A 19,749-nucleotide genomic window follows, 5' to 3' on the forward strand; every position below is an offset into this window, starting at 1 on the left:
CCAACCGCTGAGCGGGGTCCCTGAACGCCTTCACCCCGCCGCTCGATACTCCGAGGGCGACATGCCCGCCCGCGCCGCGAAGAAGCGGGAGAAATAGGCCGGGTCGGAGAAGCCGAGCCGGAAAGCGATCTGCGAGACCGGCGAGCGGGTGTAGACGAGGTCCCGCCGCGCCTCGATCATCAGCCGCCCCTGGATCACCCGCATGGCGGAATGGCCGAGCAGCTCGCGGCAGACGCGGGTGAGGTGCGGGCCAGTGACGCCGAGGTCGCGCGCGTAGGCATCCAGCGGTTCATGCGTGTGGAAATGGCTCTCGACGCGCTCGATGAAGCGCCTGACCAGCACGGCACGGGCATCGTTGGCGCCGCTGGCCGCCACCGCATGCGAGCGCGCGGCGCGAACGAACCAGATCGCGATCAGGCGCGCATGTGCGGCGAGCGCCAGCTCGCGGCTGCCGCGGTTGCGGGCAAACTCGGCGAGCGCCGCCTCCATCGTCATGGCAAGCTCCACGATGCTGTCGTCCTCCGGCCCTCGCCTGTCGACGAAAGCCTCGCCGAGAATGCCGCGGAGCGCCGGCTCCGCCTCGAAAAGCGGTATCAGCGTCGAGGTCGCGACACTGGCGACGAAGCCCTCGGTATCCGGATCGAAGTTGAAATCGTGGATCGTCAGCGGCGGCAGCAGAATGGCGGTACCGGCGACAAGCCGGTGCTCGACGCCGTCGATCCGCACCAGCCCGCCCCCCGAGGCGATCAGGAAGAACTGGGCCATGTCCTGGTGGCGATGCGGCTCGATCCGCCAGTCGCGCGGGGCGCTGCGGGCGCTGATCCGCTCGATGTGCAGCGCGTCCGGGAACCGCTGCTCACGCGGCTCGTCATAGAGCCAGTAGGCCGGCACCGAGGCGAGCGTCATCTAATCAGTCCGATGTTCGTTTTGTCCAAGAGGTTGGATGAAAGCTCCATTCCGATCAAGCGATAACGATGGCATTCTCGCGTGAAAGTACCGGGCGCCGCGCCCGTTGGTTTATGGGAGGACGCCATGCGCACCCAGGTCGTGATCGTCGGCGCAGGTCCCTCCGGCCTTCTGCTCGGCCAGCTCTTGACCCGCCAGGGCATCGACAACGTCATCATCGAGCGCAAGAGCGCTGATTATGTGCTCTCGCGCATCCGGGCCGGCGTGCTCGAGCAGGGCACGGTCGACCTGCTGCACGAGGCCGGCGTCGGCGCGCGCCTGGCGGCGGAGGGTCTGCCGCATGACGGCTTCTCGCTCGCCTTCGAGGGGCGCCTGCAGCGCATCGATCTGAAGGGGCTGACCGGCCGGCAGGTAACGGTCTACGGCCAGACCGAGGTGACGCAGGACCTGATGGAGGCACGGCAGGGCGCCGGCACGACGAGCTTCTACGAAGCAGAGAATGTGCAGCTTCATGATTTCGACGGCGCCTCGCCGCGCGTCAGCTTCACCGTCGAGGGCGAGCGGCGCGAGATCGCCTGTGACTTCATCGCCGGCTGCGACGGCTTCCACGGCATCTGCCGCGCCTCGGTGCCGGCAGGGGCGATCGAGACCTTCGAGCGCGTCTATCCCTTCGGCTGGCTCGGCCTGCTGGTCGACCAGCCGCCGGCGGCGCATGAGCTGGTCTATGCCAGCTCGCCCTTCGGCTTCGCGCTCTGCTCAATGCGCTCGCAAACCCGCAGCCGCTATTATGTCCAGGTGGCACTCGACGAGACGGTCGAGGCCTGGTCCGACGAGCGCTTCTTCAATGAATTGCGCCGGCGCGTGCCGAACGAGGTCGCGGCGGCCGTGACGGCGGGGCCGTCGCTGGAAAAGAGCATCGCGCCGCTGCGCAGCTTCGTCGCCGAGCCGCTGCGCTTCGGCCGGCTCTTCCTCGCCGGCGATGCTGGACACATCGTGCCGCCGACCGGCGCCAAGGGGCTGAACCTCGCCGCCAGCGACGTGCACTACCTGTTCGAGGCGCTGCGCGAGCACTATGCCGAGCGTTCCGATGCCGGGCTTGACGCCTATTCGGCGAAGGCGCTGGCGCGGGTCTGGAAGGCGGTGCGCTTCTCCTGGTCGATGACCAACCTGCTGCATCTGTTTCCGGAGGCGAGCACCTTCGACCAGCGCATCAGGCGGGCCGAGTTCGACTACCTCGCGCAATCGCAGGCCGCTCTCACCAGCGTCGCGGAGAACTATGTCGGCCTGCCCTATTGAGAGCGGGCAGGCCCAGACAACAGAGTGTCATCGCGGCGGCAGCTTCTCGAACTTCGTGGCCTCTGGAGACACGTGGTCGCAAGGCTGGGCGACGGAATGCCAGAACACCCTCTCCGGCTTGTAGCGGGCGGGCTCGTCGAGGCTGCCGGCGCGAACGATGAACAGGTCGGGAATGTCCGGGAAGGTCAGGTAGACCGGTGAGCCGCAGGTTGGGCAGAAGGCGCAGCGCTTGACCGTGCCGCCCTCGCCGACGACGTCCCAGGTGCTCGCCTTGCCCTCGAGCGTGACCGGCGCACCGACGAAGCTGAGATAGGAGCTGTGGCCGGTGCCGCTCTGGCGCTGGCACTGGCGGCACTGGCAGTCATTGCTCGCGATCGGTTCGGCAGTGATCTCATAGCGGATCGCGCGGCAGGCGCAGCCGCCCGTATAGGCATGGCTCATCGTCATTCTCCAGGAAGGGATGGGAAACAGCCGAGACTGTGGAAGGCGTCGGCGGTGGTCAGTCGTCCTCGCCAGCGACATCGCCGAGGCGGGGCAGGATGCTCTTCCAGCCGCGGCCCATATTGGTGAGGGCGATCTCGTTGCGCGGCAGCTCGAAGCCGGAATGGACGAGGCGCACGCGCGTGTCGTCCCCTTGCCTGTACAGCGTCCAGGTGACGACCGTGTCGAGCCGGGAGCCGTAGCCGACATTGCCGTCGTCACCGCCCTTCCAGGAATAGGACAGTCGCTCGTTCGGGATCACCTCGAGCACCTGGCAATGGATCGTGCCGTCCCAGGCGCCGGCCGGCGTCGTCTTGAAGGTGAAGCGCGTGCCCACGACAGGCGCGAAGCCCGTGGGTTCCATGATCCAGCGGGCGATCAGCCTGCTCGAGGTCAGCGCCTTCCAGATCGTTTCGGGCGCGTGCGGCAGGATCTCGTCGACGATGATCGCCTGTGTGGCGGGCTTCAGCTCGATCACGGGTCGATCTCCTTGAGAAGGCTGCGAAGGTTGGCGAAGCGCTCGCGCCAGAACACGCCGTAATGGCCGATCCAGTCGACGAGCGGCGCCAGCCCTTCCGGCTCGGCGCGATAGAAGACGTTGCGACCCTCCGGCCGCTCGGCGACGAGGCCGGCCTGCTTCAGTGATTTGAGATGCTGCGAGATGGCGCCCTGCGTGACGCCGCTGCCGCGGGTCAGCTCCGCGACGGTGATCTCGTCACAAGCGGAAATGCGCTCGAACACGGCACGCCGCGTCGGATCGGCGAGCGCACGCATGACGGTGGAGACGGAAGCACTTTCAGGCATGAGAGATCAATTAGCAAGCACTAATTGATTAGTCAACGCTAATTCTTCGGACTCAGCCTTGCATGGCTGAGCCGCGGCTTCGGCCCTGCCCGCTCAGCAGCGCTGGTAGATGTCCTCGATGCGGATGATGTCGTCTTCGCCGAGATAGGAGCCGACCTGCACCTCGATGATCTCGAGCGGGATCTTGCCGGGATTGGCCATACGGTGGACGCAGCCGATCGGCAGGTAGATCGCCTCGTTCTCGTGCACGATGATGGTCTCGTCGTCGCGCGTCACCTGCGCGGTGCCGCGGACCACGACCCAGTGCTCGGCGCGGTGATGGTGCTTCTGCAGGGACAGCACGCCGTTCGGCTTCACCGTGATGCGCTTGACCTGATGGCGCTCGTCGAGATCGACGGAGAGATATTTGCCCCAGGGCCGATGGATCTCGCGGTGGCTGATGGCTTCCGGCTCGTGTTTCGCGGCGATCAGCGCGACGGCGTCCCTGACCTTGTCGGATTTCGCCTTCGGCGTCACCAGGATGGCGTCGCGGGTGGCGATGACTGCGACGTCGTCCAGCCCGACGAGCGCGACGACCGCATCCTCGGAGCGGACGAGGTTGTTCGTGCCGTCCACCACATAGCCGCGGCCCTGGACGACATTGCCGCCCGTCCCCTTCTCGGAGAGCTGCCAGACCGCGCTCCAGTCGCCGACATCGGACCAGCCGAAATGACCGGCGATCACCGCTGCGGTATCGGCCTGCTGCTGGGCGGACGGTTCTCCCGCAAGCGCCGGAAGGCCGGTGAGACCATCGGCTTCGAGCATGCGGATTCCGAGATTGCCTCCCGTCGCCGCAGCGTTGCCGATCGCCCCTAGGGCAGCCGCCTGGAGCCTCGCCTGCATCGTCGTCGCGTCGAAGACGACATTGCCAGAATTCCAGAGATAGCCGTCGGCGAGATAGCGCGCCGCCAGGGCAGCGTCGGGCTTGGCCGCGACATCCTCGACATCGCGCACGCCCTCTACGATCTCCGTCCCAGGGCGGATATAGCCATAGGCGGTCGCCGGATAGCATGGCGGTATGCCGATCGCGACGATGCGTCCCTGCGCGGCGACCGCCGCAGCCCTGGCGCAGGTTTCGACGAAGAGCTTGCCGTCCTGCACGACATGGTCGGCCGGGAAGATGCCGACGAGCGCAGCCTCGCGGCGCGCAAGGCCGAGCTCGGCGGCGATCGCGGCGGCGGAATGCGCGCCCCGCTTGGCCGGCTCCAGCACGATTTCGGCATGCAGGCCGATGGCCTGCAACTGGTCGACGACGGTGAAGCGCTGTTCCGCATTCGTCAACACGATCGGCGCGTCAAAGACGTCGGGATCGGACAGGAGCCGAAGCGTACGCTGGAACGTGGAGTCCTTGCCGAAGAGCGGAATGAACTGCTTGGGCATCGTCTCGCGCGCGATCGGCCACAGGCCGGCGCCATGGCCAGTGCACAGCACGACCGGGATGATCTTGGGCATGGGTTCTGCTCCCCGAAAGCGGCTGCTGATCGCGCCGCAATACTGGAAGAGAAACCGGCGGGCTCAAGCGGCCATCTTGGCTGATCCCGCAGGCGAAGATGCCGCGCCTTCGGGCGACCGGCTCCTCCGATCGCCCTACCTCGTCTGCGCTCACTCCTCCCGAAAGCTGGAGCGCATCGAATCGGTCAGTGGCTGCATCAGATAGGCGATGGCCGTGCGCTCGCCGGTGGAGACATACACCTCCGCCGGCATGCCCGGCCTGAGCTTGGCCCTGACCTTGGGGGGGAACCCCGACGCGGCGACGCTGACCCGCAACTCATAGACCATCTGCTGCGAGACGTCGTCGCGCAGCGCATCGGCCGCGACCGACTTCACCTCGCCGACGGTGAAGGGCGTCGACCGTCCCTTGAAGGATGGCAGGCGCACCTCGGCGGCCATGCCCGGATGAAGGTTGTTCACGTCCATCGGAGAGATCTTGGCGGTGACGATGAGATCGTCATCCTGCGGCACGATCTCCATCAGGGTCTCGCCCGGCTTCACCACGGCGCCCACCGTATGGATCTTCGAGGCCACGACCCGCCCGGAGCGCGGCGCGCGGACTTCGGCGCGCGCCAGGACATCCTCGGCGATGCGCAGCTTCTCGCGCGCATCGGCCAGCTTGACCCTGCATTCGGCGAGCTTGGTCGAGGCCTCCTCGGTGGCGCGCAGTCCGATCTGGCTCATCTGCAGCCTGATCTCGTCATTGGCGACCGAAAGCCGTGCCAGATCAGCTTCCAGCGAGCCCATACGGCCCTGAAGGTCGGTCAGCGAGCGCTTCAGCGGATTGATCCGCGTCGCCGCGACATAGCCCTTGTCGGCGAGCGGCCGCAGGTTGGCGAGTTCGTCGTTGATGCTGGCGGCCTGACTGATCGCCGCCTCGCGCTGCGCCTCGCTCGACTGATACTGTTTCTCGGACTGCGTCAGCCTCTCCTTCAGGATCGAGACTTCGAGCTTCTGGGCAGATTGGCGTTCCTTGAACAGGCGCTCCTGGTCGAGCATGATCCGGCGCGCCTCCTTGCTCTCGGCGGCGTCCATCAGCTCGCTCGGGAAGGTGATGCGCTCGAGCCGGTCGATCTCGGCAGTGAAGCGCGCCTCCTCGCCCAACGCCTGTAACACGCCGAGCCGCGCCACGCTGCGCTGCGCCGCCGCATGCGTCGTATCGAGACGCAGCAGGGTCTCGCCGGCCTTGACGTCGGCGCCGTCCCGCACGGCGATCTGCTCGACGAGGCCGCCTTCGAGATGCTGGACCGCCTTGCGATCGCTCTCGACGACGACGCTGCCATGCGCCACGACGGCGCTGTCGAGCCTTGCGGTCAATGACCAGAGCCCGCCGGCGCCGAGCGCCAGGCCGACGACGACATAGCCCTTGCGGACCGGAGCGCGCCAGTCGCCGCTGCCCTCGACCGGTGCGCCGGCCCGCCGGATCCAGTGCCTAGCGACAACGAGCATGGGAGCGAGGTGCCGGCGCAGTTTCGGCCTGCTGAGGGCGAGCTTGATTGTGTTCAGCACGGGTTGCATCTTGCTGGCGAAGGCGTTCATCGGCGGGCCCACCTTGCCGCTGAAAGCGGCTCGACCTGCCCTGTCTGGCCACGTTGCGGCGGCTGGATGCGGGCGGCGGCGCCGCCCGGCTGCAGCAGCACCGGCAGGATTTCGTCGCGCCCGCCCACTCTGACCGCTTGGCCCTTCTGCATCAGGATGATCTTGTCGACCTGCGACAGCAGTTGCGGGCGATGGGTGACCACCACGACGATCGCACCGGCATCGCGCAGGCCCGCCAGAGCGCGCGCCAGCGCGGCATCGCCATCCATGTCGAGATTGGCGTTCGGCTCATCGAGGACGACCAGTGCCGGCTGCCCGTAAAGCGCGCGCGCCAGCCCGATGCGCTGGCGCTGCCCGCCGGAGAGGGTTGCTCCGCCCTCGCCGATCTGCGTCGCATAGCCGTCCGGGAAGCTCTGGATCAGCTCATGCGCCGAGGCGGCGGAGGCGGCGGCGACCGCTGCCTCGTCGGTCGCGTCTGGGTCAAAGCGGGTGACGTTGTCTCTCACGTTGCCTGCGAACAATTCGACATCTTGCGGCAGGTAGCCGAGGACGCGGCCGCGCTGCTCGTCGGGAAAATGCCTGATGTCGTTGCCGTCGAGCCGCACGACGCCCTGGACGGGTTGCCAGACGCCGACGAGCGCCCGCGCCAGCGAGGACTTGCCGGAGCCGGTCAAGCCGACGACCGCGGCGATCTCGCCGGGTTCCACCTCGAACGAGACGTTGTGTAGCAGCCGGGCGTTTCCGTTCGGGCTGCGCACGCTCAGGCCCTCGACCCGCAGCGAGCCGGCCGGATGCGGCAAGGACATCGGTTCGCCGTCCTCCGACGGCGCCTTCAGGGCCGCGCCGAGCCTCTGGAAGGCGCTGCGGGCCGAAACGAAGCTCTTCCATTGCCCGACGGCGCCCTCGATCGGCGCGAGCGCCCGGCCCATGATCAGGGAGGCCGCGAAGATCACTCCCGCGGCGATGTTCTGATGGATCGCGAGATAGGCGCCGACGCCGAGGACCGCGCATTGCAGCGCCAGCCGCAGCAGCTTCGTCGCGGCCAGCAGCGTTCCGCCCCAGTCGGCTGCGACGGTGTGATAGGCGAGCGCCCGATCATGCCGGCGCTGCCACTCGCCGCGGACCGCCTTGCCCATCCCCAGCGCCTTGATGACCTCGGCATTGCGGAGCGAGGCCGTCAGGCGCTCGCTCGCGCCATGGCCGATCTCCGAGGCGCGGATCAGCGCGCCCTTGGTGATGCGCTCGTTCAGCAGGGCAACGCCGAGGATCGCAGCGGCGCCGAGCGTGGCGACCGCGCCGATCGCCGGGTGCAGCACGAAGCAGAGGGCGAGATAGATCGGAATCCAGGGCGCATCCATCAGCGTCGGCACGAGATTGCCGGAAAGCGTCGCCCGCAGGGTTTCGACATCGCGAACCGGCAGGGTCGGCGAGCCCTTCGCGTCGAGCGCGCCAAGGAAGGCGGCCTCGAAGGCGGGCTCGGACAGCGCCTTGTCGACGCACAGGCCGAGCTGGACGAGCGCGCGGCTGCGGAAATGCTCGAGCGCGGCATAGGCCACGAACAGGGCGAGCACGATCAGCGAAAGCATGACCAGCGTCGTGCTGTTCCGGCTGGTCAGCACCCGGTCGTAGATCTGCATCGTGTAGAGCGGCGACACGAAGACGAAGAGATTGAGCACGAAGGAAAGCCCGAAGAGCGAGGCAAATGCGGGCGTCAGCTTGCGGACCGTTTGCGAGAGCATTCGTCGAGTTCCCCAGCGCAGTCGCGATAGAAAAGAGTGAAGCCGGCCTGACTCCGCTTCTCGACGAGAAGGGATCGCTGCAGGCCGGCATCGTCTGGTGAGATGGCTACCCGGCTCCGCCATGGAGCCGGGTGCCTGAGGGAGAGAGCCTTACCAGTGCCAGTGTGACTGCTGGTGATGCTGGTCGTTGTCGTCGTCGTGCCGCGACCGGATCTCCTGAAGCCAGTTGCGGCAGCCGCCACGATCGTCGCCGTCATCGTCGCGCTGCGACCGGATCTCCTGGAACCAGTTGCGGCCACCGCCACGATCGTCGCCGTCATCGTCGCGCTGCGACCGGATCTCCTGGAACCAGTTGCGGCCACCGCCACGACCACCCCAGCCATGGTTGCCGCCCCAGCCCGACCAGCCGCCCGGATTCGACGGAGTGTCCGGCTCGGTCTCCGGCAGCGTGACCTCGGGGATCGTGATCACGTCCGGCGGGTTCCCCGGATTCGTCACCGGGATTTCGGTCGGGGGCGTCCCCGGCTCCGCCGTGACCGGCGGGATGACCGTGGTGGGCTGCTCCGGCTCGGCTGTGACCGGAGGTGTCACAGGCGTCTCCGGCTCGGCCGTGACCGGTGGCGTCACGGGAGTTTCCGGCTCGACCGTGACCGGCGGCTGCGGCGTGACCGGAGGCGTCACAGGGGTGCCGACCTCAGGCAATGCGCCAGCGAGCGACGATCCGATCGACCCGAACGGCGCCGACGCGATGCCATGCAGTTGCGCGACCGACCCGGCGAGGAAGCTGTAGTCGCCCGCTCCGGCATTGGCGAACCCGGCCTGATCAGTCACGACGCTACCGGCATCACCACCGCGCTGCTGGAACGCTGCCAGCGCGAGATCCGCGATCGTCAGCTCGCCGCCATCGGGGTTGTAGTAGACGTTGTCATGGATCAGGCCGGGATCGGTCTGGTCGGTGTCGATCGTGTTGTTTCCGTTAGCCGACACCTGAATGAAGTTCCGATAGACCTCGTTGCCATCCATCGCAAAGTCATCGGCAACCACGGTCGAGATGCCAAATGTGCCGTTGTCCAGCAGCGTGTTGTCGTAAATCTGGTTGCCCGAGCCGCCATGAATATAGACGCCGGCAAACGTCGTGCCCTGCACGAAATTGCCGTAGATCTGCGCGTTGCTGGCCATGTTGTCGAGATAGATGCCGGAACTCCAGTTCTCGGCGAAGCCTCCGGCCTGGGTGTTGAGACCGCCGGCATCGACGATGTTGTTGTAGCGGATCGTATCGCCCGCCGCCCCGGAATCGTCGCCCGAGTACAAGTAGATGGCGCCGACATCGGGTGTCTGCTGGCCGGAATGACGGACGTCATTGTACTCGATGATGTTCCCGCCCGAAGGGTTGCCAGGATCGTAGTTGATCTCGGCGATGCCGAAGCGCGGCACATTGGTGATCGTGTTGTGGTCGATCTGGTTCTGCGCCGACTCCTGCATGTCGATGGCGCCGAACTGGACGAAGACCTCGCCCGAACGATCGATGACGTTGTTCGTCACCTGGTTGCCGCTGGTCCCGGCGGTCATCGCGATGGCGCTCGACCAGATGTGCTCGAAGCTGTTGCCCGACAGCAGATTGCCGCTGCTGCCCCCGTGCAGGGCGACGCCGACGCCGACATTGAGGAAGTGGTTGCCTTCGACGACCATGCCGGTCGCATCATGCGCCTCGATCGCCGCCGTTTCCGGATCGCCCGAGCTCGCAGCCGTATCGGCGAAGGTCAGGCCCTTGAAGGTGACTTTCTGGGCGCCGTCGACGACGAACAGGCTATGAGCGTCGGAGGCCACCGCCCCTTCACCCGTGAAGCCTTCCGGGGCCTTGTAGCGGACGGTCTGCGTCGCGCTGTCGAAGGACCATTCGCCGACCGCGTCCGGCACCGGCTCCGAGATGAAGAAGCGGCTCGCCGGACCCAGGTCGTAATTCGCCTCGGACGAGAAGGTCATGACGTTGCCGCTGACCGACTCGATCGTCAGCTTGTCATTGGCGTAGCCGTTCTCGGCGAACACCGTCACCGTCTGGCCGACCTTCGGCTCATGCCCGGGCGGGAAATCGGAGGGATTGAAGGCCAATGAGTTGGTCGCGTCCCGGCCCGCTGGCACGTCCTGTCCCCAGAGCCAACCGCCCGTGATCGGGTCGTTCGGATCGACATCGGGGAAGCGACTCTCGACCTGCTTCACGCCGTTGACGGTGAGCTGCTGAACATCGGCGGCGGACACCTGCGCCGACCAGATGCCGTCCGCTCCCTGGGTCCAGCCGGAGACGGGCGTGCCGCCGCTGATCGTGACCTTCTCCCCGGACATCGCCAGGAAGGAGGATCCGGAATCGGCGGCCGTCAGGTTGAGAGGGGTGTTGGCATAGTAGGTGCCGCCAGCGAGGTAGACGGTATCGCCACCGCCACTCTGGCGCATGGCTTCAACGGCTCGCTCTAACGTTTGGAAAGATGACGATGCATCAAGCCCCGTATTGTTGTCGCTTCCAGTTGGGGAGATGTAAAATGTGGCCATAAAGGGGCTCCTTTTTTGGCTGGAACACTCTAAGTGATCGAGCCCTAGATACCCTTCAGCCTTGATTCGATTCTACCCGGCACGAAGAACGTGTACTCGGAAGGATTAGTCCGAACGGACTAGTCGTCTTTTTTTGACACAGTATATCAATGGATTGTTTCTCTCGGGCGGCACTGTCAACGCTGTTGATGGAACGGCCTCGTCAACCGATCTCATCCGTTCGCACCGCGAATCGAGCCTCCGAATCGCCTCAATCCTTAAACCTGAGGTGGGTTCGCGGTCAGCTCGACACGACCTGGTCGGATTCGGCTCCGGCATCCGCGTGACAGACCGTCAGGTGATGGTCGCAGAACTGAGCGCCTGCAGCCAGGCGATCGACATAGGCCCGGAAGGCGGCCAGGGTCGCGACCGGGCGCTGGCAGCCATCGCAGATGACCAGCGCCTCACCCGACAGATCGCTCGGCAGATGGACGGCGGGCGATCCGCAGGCCTCGCAGCCGAACCCCCCACCGCGCGACGGGGACGGCGCGCCGAGATCCGCGGGAGCCAGCAGCGCGGCGTAGCGATGCAGACGCCGACTCATGCGGAGGCCTGATAGAAGGATTTGTAGTTCCGATAGACCTTGCCGCGGTCGGAGACGTCGTAGCGCCCCTGCTCTTCGAGATCGACGCCGTTGAGCACGACGCCTGCGACGTCCAGACCGAGCTTGCCGAGGTGGTCGAGTGTCGCGGAGACGGTGCTCTTCAACGTGTCGTTCCACCTGACGACGTGCAGCACGGTATCGGCATGCTCGCGCAGCAAGGCGCTGTCGGCCGAGAGCAGCACGGGCGCCACCTCGAACAGGATGACGTCATAGCGCGCCCGCGCCTCGCGCAGCATCGCCTCGAAAGCCGGGTTCGAATAGACGTTCTGGCTATCGCGCAGGCCCGAGGCGCGCCGAACCGTGGCGACGGGGCTGGTGCCGGGACAGCCGACCTGCGGCAGGCACTGGTCGAGCAGCGCCTCATGCGGGAAGTTCTGGCCCAGCAGCAGGCGGCGAGGCGAGCCGTCGATCACAAGGACCCGCTGGCCCATCATCGCCAGCACGCGCGCCATGGCGGAGGCGACGAAGGATTTGCCCTCTCCGGGCGCGGAGGAGGTGATCAGCACGAATTTGGGCGGATTGCTCGGCGGGAACAGCTCGGCGACCATCGAGCGCACCGCCTCGGCGAAGACCAGGCTCTCGAGCCCACCCGGATAATGATCGAGATTGGGGAGAAGGCCGACGCAATTGGTCCGGGTTTCGGCCGCGAATTCGTTCTCGCTGCGATAGCCGCGGTCCCGCTTTTCCAGGAGATAGGAGAGCCCTGCCCCAGCCATCAGCCCGCCGACCATGGCAAGCCCCAACACCAGCGAGGGCTTGGCCGAACTCGGCAACGAGGGCACATCGGCGGGCGAAACGATCTGAGCGATGATCGGGCGCAATTCGCTGACGGCGCTCGCCTGCTGATGCGCGTCGGACAATTGCTTGAGGCGATCGCGCGCGGCCGTCGCCTCGGCCTGCAAGGTCCGCAGCTGGCCTTCGAGGCCCCTCGCCTCGATCGACTTGGTCTGCAAGGCGGCGACGCGCTCGCGCAGCGCGGCCTCGGCGGCGCGCGCGGCCTGGACGTCGGTCTCGATATTGGCGACCGATTGCGCCAATTGCTTCTGCAGCCGCTCCTGCACGGCGCTCAGTGACAGGCGCAGTCGCTGGACGGCGGGATGGCGCTCGCCCGAAACCGCCACCATCTCGTCGAGGGCCCGGCGGGCCTTGCCCTCCTCGTCCAGGAGTTGCTGGACGACCGGCGAGCTGCCGAGGTCGCTGGTCTGAGGGATATTGCCGGCGGCGAGCGAAACCTGCGCGCGCTGGAGGCGGGTCTCCTCGGCGAGCCGCGTGGCGGAGACCGTGTTGAGCTGGGTCAGCATGTCGCGAAGCTGCTGCTGCTGGATGTCTGCGCCGTCCTGCCCGAGCTCGACGAAGCCGGTCCTGACCCGGAAGGCTTCGATCTCCTTCTCGATCCTCGCCAGATTGGCGCGTGCCTCCTGCGCCTGTTGTCCGTACCATTGGCTCGAGCGCTGCGAGGCGCTGGTGGTCGCCTCCATCTTGCGGCGCAGATACTCGTTCCCGAAGGCATTGACGATCAGCGCGGCGCGGTCGGGGTCGGGGTCGCGATAGCTCAACGTCACCAGATAGGCCTTGGTATCGTTGCTCACGGCGAGCGATGCGAGCAGCCTCTGGGCCGCGATGTCGCGCTGGGTCGGCTCGGCTGATCCGCCGCCGACGCCGATGAGGTTGTGCAACGTGTTGCGGACCGCTGACGGGAAGATCAGCTCCGCCGCCCCGGCAAACAGGCTGGAGAACGATGAAGGCGGTGTCGGTGTGTTCTTATCGAGGCCGAGCCGCGATGCGACGGCGCGTGCCGTGGCGAGCGAGCGGATGATCCGCGCCTCGCTCTCAACCAGCGTCGAGGCATCGAGCGCGACGCTGCTCGTCTTGCCGCCTCCACCATTGTCTTCTCGCGTGAAGTCGAACTGCAGGACGAGGTCGGCCGTATACCGGGGCGGCGTCACCATCAGATAGAGGGCGGTCAGGAGCATGGTTGCGCAAGTGACCAGGAAAATAAGCAACCGGCGCCGCCAGAGCATCGACAGGAAATCGAACGTCACCGCGTCGTAGTGCTTCGCGAGCGTCGCCGGCTGACGGTGGCTGCGCATGTCGCTGAAGAGATCCATGGTCCCCTGCCTCGCCTGCTGATTGGGCCAAGATGCGATCGAGACTGGCCGATGCCTCGCATGCGGCCAGATCGAGCGGACGCCGCCTGCGCGCTATTTCGCCCCTCGTCCGTGGAGAACGGCGGGAAGGGTCTGCAGCAACACGTAGAAGTCCAGCCAGAACGACCAGTTGTGGATGTAGAAGCTGTCCTGGCGCTTCTGGACGGCAAGATCACCGTCGCTGCGGTCCGTGACCTGCCAGAGGCCGGTCAGGCCGGGCGGCACGCTGGTCCGCAGCGCCTGGAACGCGGTGTCGAAGCACTGGTTGTGATAGGCCGGAAACGGCCGCGGCCCGACGATGCTCATATCGCCGCGCAGGACGTTCCAGAGCTGCGGTAGCTCGTCGAGGCTGGAGCGGCGGATGAACTGCCCGATCCCGGGCAGGATCCGCGGGTCGTTCGACAGCTTGAAGAAGCGCTCCCATTCCTGCCGCGCGGCAGTGTCGGCCGCCAGATGCGCGGCAAGCCGCGCCTCGGCGTCGGCATACATGCTGCGGAGCTTATAGACGTTGAAGATGTGGCCGTTTCGGCCGACGCGCGGCTGGGCATAGAAGGCCGGCCCGTTGTCGACCATCTTCACTGCAAGAGCGAGCACCGCGACCACAGGCAGGGCCAGCACGGCTATTGGGATCGCGACGACGAGGTCGAGCACACGCTTCAGCCGCAGATTGCGCGGCATGTGGATCGCGCTGCGCAATTCGAGCCCGAGCAATCCGCCCATTGCTCGCAATTGCGGATTGAGGACCTGGAGCGTCGAGGCATCGTGGACGACGAAGATCTGGCGCAAAGGCAGGCGCGCCAGCCAATCCGCCTGCTCGACATGCAAATCGCCCGATGCGCACAGGGCGACTTCGATGCGCGGCGACATGATGTTGGCCTGGACGGGCGTTATCACCGGAAACTCCGCGGCGTCCGCGGCGTCCGCGGCGTCGGGCGGTACAACGCCTTCTTCGTCCGCAAGGATCGCGATCGGCCTCAGGCCGAGCTCCGGGCGCGACACCAGATCACGCGCCAGGGCCAGGCAGGCCGGCATCGTTCCATAGAGGACGGTCGGCGCGGTCCAGAGCTGGCGCCGCAGCAGCGCACCCCGGATCAGCGCCTCGATGTAATAGCCGAGGACGACGATCAGCCCCGCACCGGCGACGACGAAACCCCAGAGATGGCTCGTCGGCTGCTCGACTGCGAGCCAGGCGAACACCACAGCAGCCGCGACGAGGTTACCGAGCGTGCGACGGCGGAGGCGATCGACGGGTTCGGCCCGCTCCGAGCCGTACAGGCTGAAACCAGCTAGGGCACCGCACAACGCCAGAGCCCAGACCAGGATCAGGCTCGCCATGTTGGTGTCGGTATCGGACGCGGCGACCGCCGCACCAAGCTGCAGGATGCCGGCGACGATCGTCAGTGTGACGAGATCTCCGATCAGCAGCGCAGCGGCGACGAGTCGCCGCCGCTGCGCCGGCGTGACGCTGGCACCGAGCTGCCGGCCCGGCTTTGCCATGCCGATCGAGGCGGGCACGAGGGTCGTGACGATGTCCGGCATGACAAGCTCCCGAGACGTTGCTCAGCTGGAGGAAGGCGGACGCGCTACTGAGCCGCGATCGTGGGGATATGGGCGATGCCGGCCTCGCGTTCGGCCCTCGCCTTCACCTCGCCCGAGATCCAGGCATAGGTCGGGACCAATCCCTGCCTGAGGTGGATCGAGGGCTCCCAGCCGAGCACTTCGCGCAGGCGGTTGTTGTCGCTGTTGCGGCCGCGGACGCCCTGTGGGCGGCTGGTGTCGTGGCGCTTGTGGATCGTCTTTCCGGAGACCTCGGCGACGATGTCGACCAGCCCGTTGACGTCGACCAGCTCGTCCGTCCCGAGATTGAGCGGCCCGGAATAGTCCGAGCGCATGATGCGGTAGATGCCCTCGACGCAATCGTCGATGTACATGAAGGAGCGCGTCTGCTTGCCGTCGCCCCAGACCTCGATCGCATCGCCCGATTTCGCCAAGGCGACCTTGCGGCAAATGGCGGCCGGCGCCTTCTCCTTCCCGCCGTCCCAGGTGCCGAGCGGCCCGTAGACGTTGTGGAAGCGGACCAGGCGGGTCTGGAACCCGTAATCCTCGCAGAAGTATTCGCACAGCTTCTCGGTGTAGAGCTTCTCCAGCCCGTAGCCCGGCTCGGGGTCGGCGGGAAACGCGTCGTCCTCCTTCAGCGGCACGACCGAGGGCACGTCCTGGAGATGCTGCGGGTAGACGCAGGCCGAGGAGGAGAACAGGAAGCGCTGGACCTTGGCGTCGAACGCCGCCTTCAGCATCTGCGCGCTGATCATCGTGTTGTTGAAGGTGATCGAGGCGTGCGCGCCGGAAATATAGCCGATGCCGCCCATATCCGCGGCGAGATTATAGACCTCGTCCATGCCGTGGACGGCCTCGCGGCAATCATCCATCTCGCGCAGGTCGAGAAGGCGGAATTCATCCGCTGAGCTGGCTTGATACTCCGGGTCCTTGATATCGACGCCCCGGACCCAATAGCCTCGGTCCTTGAGATAATTGACAAGATGGAAGCCGATAAAGCCGCCCGCTCCTGTAACCAACACAGATTTCTTTGACATTACTTCGCTCCACTGAGAAATGGCATCCAGTGATAGCGTTTTTATCTTTTTAAATCAGGTGGTTAAACCGAACTATACCTCTTTTGGAACAACGTGTCTTTTGGAACTAGATCTACCTCTTCGGGGTAGTCGCAAGTTCATTTTTCTGGCTGAGCAACTGAAGGCTGGCGCCGACCATGAACTGCGGCACGATCTTGCCGTAGCGCCGCCAGAGCCGCCGAGGCTCGGACAGCAGCCGGAACAGCCATTCGAGACCGCGCTTCTGCATCCAGGCCGGGGCCTGGCGTTTGGTGCCGGCGAGGAAATCGAAGGCGGCGCCCACGCCGATCATCACCGGCGCCTCGATCCGGCCGAGATGCTCAGCCATCCAGTATTCCTGCTTCGGCGTGCTGAGGCCGACCCAGACGATGTCCGGCTTGGCATCGTTGATCATGCGGACGACGTCTTCGTCCTCCTCGATCGTGGCCGGCCGAAACGGCGGCGAGAACGTGCCCGCGACTGCGAGCCCCGGAAAGCGCGCGATGAGACGTTCACGAAGACGCTCGGCGAGACCGGGCGCCCCCCCGAAATAGTACTGGCGATAGCCCTTCTCGACCGAAAGTTCCGTGAGCCGCAACATCAGATCCGGACCATAAACCCGCTCGGTCTGGCCGTGGCCGAGCTTGCGGGCCATCCAGACCAGCGGCATGCCGTCGGGCGTGGCCATTCCCGCGCGCTCATGGATCGCCATCAGTCTGGGATCAGACTGGCTCTCGATCACGCCATGGACGCCGGTGATGCAGACATAGTTGCACGCTCTGCGGCCGATCCAGTCCTCGACCGTCCGCAGGGCGTCTGCCATGGTGATGGCGCTGACGTTGACGCCCATGATGCGCGCGCGGGGAAGCGGGTCCGCGGCCGGCATCAGCTCGCCCTCGCAACCTCGACATGCCGCACGGGATCGTGCATCGCCGACAGCACGCCGTCGAAATAGGCGATCGTCCGCTGGAGTCCCTCCTGCAACGGCACTTTCGGCGCCCAGTGCAGCAGCTCCTGCGCCTTGCTGATGTCCGGGCAGCGCTGGCGCGGATCGTCCTGCGGCAGCGGTCTGTAGACGATCTGCGAGCGCGAGCCCGTCAGCTCGACGATCAGCTGCGCGATCTCGGCCATGGACGTCTCGACCGGGTTGCCGAGATTGACCGCGCCATCGAGCTTCTGGGTCACGTTCATCAGGCGCATCAGCCCTTCGACCAGATCGTCGACAAAGCAGAAGGCGCGGGTCTGGCGGCCGTCGCCATAGAGCGTGATCGGCTCGTTGCGCAGCGCCTGGACGATGAAGTTGGAGACGACGCGACCATCCTCCAGATTCATCCGCGGCCCGTAGGTGTTGAAGATGCGGGCGATGCGGATCTCGACGCCGTGGCGCCGCTTGTAGTCGTAGAAGAGCGTCTCGGCGCAGCGCTTGCCCTCGTCATAGCAGGCCCGCGGCCCGCTGATGCTGACGAGCCCGCGATAGTCCTCGACCTGGGGGTGAACGTCGGGATCGCCATATATCTCGCTGGTCGAGGCCTGCAGGATCGGGATGCCGAGACGCTTGGCCATGCCGAGCATGTGGATCGCGCCGAGCACGCTGGTCTTCGTGGTCTGCACGGGATCGCGCTGGTAGTGCACCGGCGAGGCCGGACAGGCGAGATTGTAGATCTCGTCGACCTCGAGATAGAGCGGGAAGGTCACGTCGTGCCGCAGCGCCTCGAAATTGGGCTGGCTAAGCAGCGCGCTCAGATTCTCGCGCCGGCCGGTATAGTAGTTGTCGACCGCGATGACCTGATGCCCCTGGGCGACCAGGCGCTCGCAGAGATGGCAGCCGAGGAAGCCGGCGCCGCCTGTGACGAGGATACGCTTCTGCATGTCTGAGCTCCGCCGGATCGTCCACGGGAAGGAGCCGGAAGCTTTGCCGCAAGCGCCGCGTTCTCAAAGGACGCTTTGGGAGGTACGCGCCCCTGCCGCAACGAGGAAGGGCTACTTCCCACGCGACGCGAAACGGCGCCTCGGCACGGCAACGGCCGCCACGCTCGACTATGGGATTAATCCTGCGGCGACGCGTCTTGGCCCGAATGCCGAAGCGGAAAACGCAGCCGGTCCTGACATCCTGCCCGCATCGCAGCGCCACGCTTTGGGCAGGACGGTCGGAGCTAGCCTTGGACGCGTCAATTCACACCCGGAACTTTCGCCGCATATCTGGCCCCATGGCGCTTGCCGTGCGAGCAGAACGAAAGCAGCTCTGGCCGCTCGTCGTCGCCCTGCTCGTCGCGCTGATCCTCCTCATCGCGACCGCCTCTGCTGCAGAGCGCGACGCCGCCGATACGCTCTCGATCGGCGACAAGGTCACGATTTCGGTCTTCGGCCAGACGGACCTTTCTGGCGATTTCGTCCTGGACGGGTCGGGAGCCGTCAACATGCCCCTGGCCGGGCGGATCAGGATCGCCGGGCTCTCGGCGCCGGAAGCGGAGGCGCGCATCCGCAGCGCGCTGATGGACGGCTATCTCCGCGATGCCGTTGTCAGCCTGCGGGTCGCCGAGCTGAAGCCCATCTACATCATGGGCGAGGTGCGCTCGCCGGGAACCTATCCCTTCCGGCACGGCCTCAATGTGCTGGGCGCTATCGCGCTCGCCGGCGGCTACCGCGTCGGCGACGAGTCTGTCGCCGTGCTCAAATCCGAGCTCCTGCTCGCCGATGAGCGCGAGCAGTTGCTCAGCGCCTCGCTCCAGACGCTTATGGCGCGACGCCTGCGGCTGGAGGCCGAGCGCGACGGCAGCAAGCAGCTCGTGCCGGATGCGCGCATCTCGGGCATCGCCCAGCTCCTCGCCGGCGAGCAGGAGATTCTCGAGTTCCAGCGCCGGGCGCGCGAGGGCGAGCGCGAATTGCTGAGCCAGCAGGTCGCGCGGCTGCAATCCGAAAAGGCCGCCCTGACCGATCAAGCCCGACTGGTCGAGCGGCAGGTCGAGCTGACGCGCGAGCAATCGAGCGAATACAACAAGCTGGCGACGACGGGCCATGGCTTACGCACCGTCCAGGTCGAGCGCGAGCGCGACTACGCCCGCACGCAGGGCGAAGCCGCGCGCCTGCGGGCCGAACTGGCTAAGAGCGAGACGGCGCTCGGCGAGCTGACGCTGCGACTGCGCGAACTCGACACCACCTATATGCGTCGCGTCGTGCTGGAATTGCAGGATACGCGCCAGAAGATCCTCGAAGTCGAGCGCAGCCTCCCGGCCGCGCGCGAGATCGCCGAAAGCCGGCGCCGCAGGCTGGTCGCGAGCCAGGGCTCCGATGCGGCGGCGGATTGGGACATCCGGATCACGCGGCAGGCGGGCCTCACCCCGGTGACGCTCCAGGGGAAGTTCGAAACCACCCTCCAGCCGGGCGACATCGTCCAGCTCGCTCCCAAGGCGCGAACGATCGAAGGCGGGCTCCCCGGCGAAGCGGCAAAGACACCGATGCGCTCGCTGACGGGTCTTGCCAGCCAACAATGATCTCGGCGCAGCCCTGCG

Annotated in this window: 16 protein-coding genes; 2 read left to right on the forward strand and 14 right to left on the reverse strand. The window is 66.3% G+C overall.

Annotated features, from left to right (window positions below; all coding sequences use genetic code 11):
* Positions 1 to 30: 30 nt before the first annotated feature.
* Complete coding sequence (locus ACFPOB_RS02535) at positions 31 to 906, reverse strand: helix-turn-helix domain-containing protein (RefSeq protein ID WP_377795663.1); 876 nt, start codon at positions 904 to 906, stop codon at positions 31 to 33.
* A gap of 126 nt (positions 907 to 1,032) precedes the next feature.
* Here ACFPOB_RS02535 and pobA point away from each other — a divergent pair, with 126 nt between their 5' ends.
* On the forward strand, positions 1,033 to 2,202 hold the full coding sequence (gene pobA, locus ACFPOB_RS02540; protein WP_377795664.1) for a 4-hydroxybenzoate 3-monooxygenase: 1,170 nt from the start codon (positions 1,033 to 1,035) through the stop codon (positions 2,200 to 2,202).
* A 27-nt stretch (positions 2,203 to 2,229) separates the two neighbouring features.
* On the opposite strand, the gene ACFPOB_RS02545 is transcribed toward pobA, so the two are convergent.
* The 13 genes from ACFPOB_RS02545 to ACFPOB_RS02605 all read right to left on the reverse strand — a co-directional run bounded on the left by ACFPOB_RS02545 (position 2,230) and on the right by ACFPOB_RS02605 (position 18,109).
* Positions 2,230 to 2,643, reverse strand: a complete 414-nt coding sequence (locus tag ACFPOB_RS02545; protein WP_377795665.1) for a GFA family protein — start codon at positions 2,641 to 2,643, stop codon at positions 2,230 to 2,232.
* 58 nt (positions 2,644 to 2,701) lie between these two features.
* A complete protein-coding gene (locus tag ACFPOB_RS02550) occupies positions 2,702 to 3,160 on the reverse strand; it encodes an SRPBCC family protein (protein WP_377795666.1) in 459 nt (152 codons plus the stop codon).
* Positions 3,157 to 3,486, reverse strand: coding sequence for an ArsR/SmtB family transcription factor (locus ACFPOB_RS02555; RefSeq protein ID WP_377795668.1), 330 nt, complete (start codon positions 3,484 to 3,486; stop codon positions 3,157 to 3,159). Before ACFPOB_RS02555 ends, ACFPOB_RS02550 begins: the two co-directional genes overlap by 4 nt.
* Before the next feature lie 93 nt (positions 3,487 to 3,579).
* On the reverse strand, positions 3,580 to 4,977 hold the full coding sequence (locus ACFPOB_RS02560; protein WP_377795669.1) for a mannose-1-phosphate guanylyltransferase/mannose-6-phosphate isomerase: 1,398 nt from the start codon (positions 4,975 to 4,977) through the stop codon (positions 3,580 to 3,582).
* Positions 4,978 to 5,127: 150 nt separating this feature from the next.
* On the reverse strand, positions 5,128 to 6,555 hold the full coding sequence (locus ACFPOB_RS02565; protein ID WP_377795671.1) for an HlyD family type I secretion periplasmic adaptor subunit: 1,428 nt from the start codon (positions 6,553 to 6,555) through the stop codon (positions 5,128 to 5,130).
* A complete protein-coding gene (locus tag ACFPOB_RS02570; RefSeq protein WP_377795672.1) occupies positions 6,552 to 8,294 on the reverse strand; it encodes a type I secretion system permease/ATPase in 1,743 nt (580 codons plus the stop codon). Before ACFPOB_RS02570 ends, ACFPOB_RS02565 begins: the two co-directional genes overlap by 4 nt.
* A gap of 150 nt (positions 8,295 to 8,444) precedes the next feature.
* Positions 8,445 to 10,742, reverse strand: a complete 2,298-nt coding sequence (locus tag ACFPOB_RS02575) for a right-handed parallel beta-helix repeat-containing protein (protein ID WP_377795673.1) — start codon at positions 10,740 to 10,742, stop codon at positions 8,445 to 8,447.
* Positions 10,743 to 11,118: 376 nt separating this feature from the next.
* Positions 11,119 to 11,421 carry a hypothetical protein gene (locus tag ACFPOB_RS02580; protein WP_377795674.1) on the reverse strand — a complete coding sequence of 101 codons (303 nt, stop codon included), beginning with the start codon at positions 11,419 to 11,421 and terminating at the stop codon, positions 11,119 to 11,121.
* Positions 11,418 to 13,589 (reverse strand): GumC family protein, encoded by a 2,172-nt coding sequence (locus tag ACFPOB_RS02585; protein WP_377795676.1) that lies wholly within the window; start codon positions 13,587 to 13,589, stop codon positions 11,418 to 11,420. Before ACFPOB_RS02585 ends, ACFPOB_RS02580 begins: the two co-directional genes overlap by 4 nt.
* Positions 13,590 to 13,682: 93 nt before the next feature.
* Positions 13,683 to 15,167 (reverse strand): sugar transferase, encoded by a 1,485-nt coding sequence (locus tag ACFPOB_RS02590; protein ID WP_377795677.1) that lies wholly within the window; start codon positions 15,165 to 15,167, stop codon positions 13,683 to 13,685.
* A gap of 44 nt (positions 15,168 to 15,211) precedes the next feature.
* Positions 15,212 to 16,222: an NAD-dependent epimerase/dehydratase family protein gene (locus tag ACFPOB_RS02595; RefSeq protein ID WP_377795678.1), complete on the reverse strand. Its 1,011-nt coding sequence runs from the start codon at positions 16,220 to 16,222 to the stop codon at positions 15,212 to 15,214.
* Positions 16,223 to 16,334: 112 nt separating this feature from the next.
* The gene (locus tag ACFPOB_RS02600) at positions 16,335 to 17,126 is read right to left on the reverse strand and encodes a WecB/TagA/CpsF family glycosyltransferase (protein ID WP_377795679.1); all 792 of its coding nucleotides are present in this window, start codon (positions 17,124 to 17,126) and stop codon (positions 16,335 to 16,337) included.
* The gene (locus ACFPOB_RS02605) at positions 17,126 to 18,109 is read right to left on the reverse strand and encodes a UDP-glucuronic acid decarboxylase family protein (protein ID WP_377795680.1); all 984 of its coding nucleotides are present in this window, start codon (positions 18,107 to 18,109) and stop codon (positions 17,126 to 17,128) included. The genes ACFPOB_RS02600 and ACFPOB_RS02605 overlap by 1 nt, the downstream gene beginning before the upstream one ends.
* Positions 18,110 to 18,459: 350 nt before the next feature.
* On the opposite strand from ACFPOB_RS02605, the gene ACFPOB_RS02610 reads away from it, so the two are divergent.
* Positions 18,460 to 19,731, forward strand: coding sequence for a polysaccharide biosynthesis/export family protein (locus tag ACFPOB_RS02610; protein WP_377795682.1), 1,272 nt, complete (start codon positions 18,460 to 18,462; stop codon positions 19,729 to 19,731).
* Positions 19,732 to 19,749 lie beyond the last annotated feature (18 nt).

The organism is Allobosea eneae, assembly GCF_042657265.1.
Classification (GTDB): domain Bacteria; phylum Pseudomonadota; class Alphaproteobacteria; order Rhizobiales; family Beijerinckiaceae; genus Allobosea; species Allobosea eneae.

Coding starts and splice junctions, on each gene's coding strand:
- ACFPOB_RS02535 (WP_377795663.1), bottom strand. CDS start 906: ATGACGCTCGCCTCGGTGCCGGCCTACTGGCTCTATGACGAGCCGCGT.
- pobA (WP_377795664.1), top strand. CDS start 1,033: ATGCGCACCCAGGTCGTGATCGTCGGCGCAGGTCCCTCCGGCCTTCTG.
- ACFPOB_RS02545 (WP_377795665.1), bottom strand. CDS start 2,643: ATGAGCCATGCCTATACGGGCGGCTGCGCCTGCCGCGCGATCCGCTAT.
- ACFPOB_RS02555 (WP_377795668.1), bottom strand. CDS start 3,486: ATGCCTGAAAGTGCTTCCGTCTCCACCGTCATGCGTGCGCTCGCCGAT.
- ACFPOB_RS02560 (WP_377795669.1), bottom strand. CDS start 4,977: ATGCCCAAGATCATCCCGGTCGTGCTGTGCACTGGCCATGGCGCCGGC.
- ACFPOB_RS02565 (WP_377795671.1), bottom strand. CDS start 6,555: ATGAACGCCTTCGCCAGCAAGATGCAACCCGTGCTGAACACAATCAAG.
- ACFPOB_RS02570 (WP_377795672.1), bottom strand. CDS start 8,294: ATGCTCTCGCAAACGGTCCGCAAGCTGACGCCCGCATTTGCCTCGCTC.
- ACFPOB_RS02575 (WP_377795673.1), bottom strand. CDS start 10,742: ATGCGCCAGAGTGGCGGTGGCGATACCGTCTACCTCGCTGGCGGCACC.
- ACFPOB_RS02580 (WP_377795674.1), bottom strand. CDS start 11,421: ATGAGTCGGCGTCTGCATCGCTACGCCGCGCTGCTGGCTCCCGCGGAT.
- ACFPOB_RS02585 (WP_377795676.1), bottom strand. CDS start 13,589: ATGGATCTCTTCAGCGACATGCGCAGCCACCGTCAGCCGGCGACGCTC.
- ACFPOB_RS02590 (WP_377795677.1), bottom strand. CDS start 15,167: ATGCCGGACATCGTCACGACCCTCGTGCCCGCCTCGATCGGCATGGCA.
- ACFPOB_RS02595 (WP_377795678.1), bottom strand. CDS start 16,222: ATGTCAAAGAAATCTGTGTTGGTTACAGGAGCGGGCGGCTTTATCGGC.
- ACFPOB_RS02600 (WP_377795679.1), bottom strand. CDS start 17,126: ATGCCGGCCGCGGACCCGCTTCCCCGCGCGCGCATCATGGGCGTCAAC.
- ACFPOB_RS02605 (WP_377795680.1), bottom strand. CDS start 18,109: ATGCAGAAGCGTATCCTCGTCACAGGCGGCGCCGGCTTCCTCGGCTGC.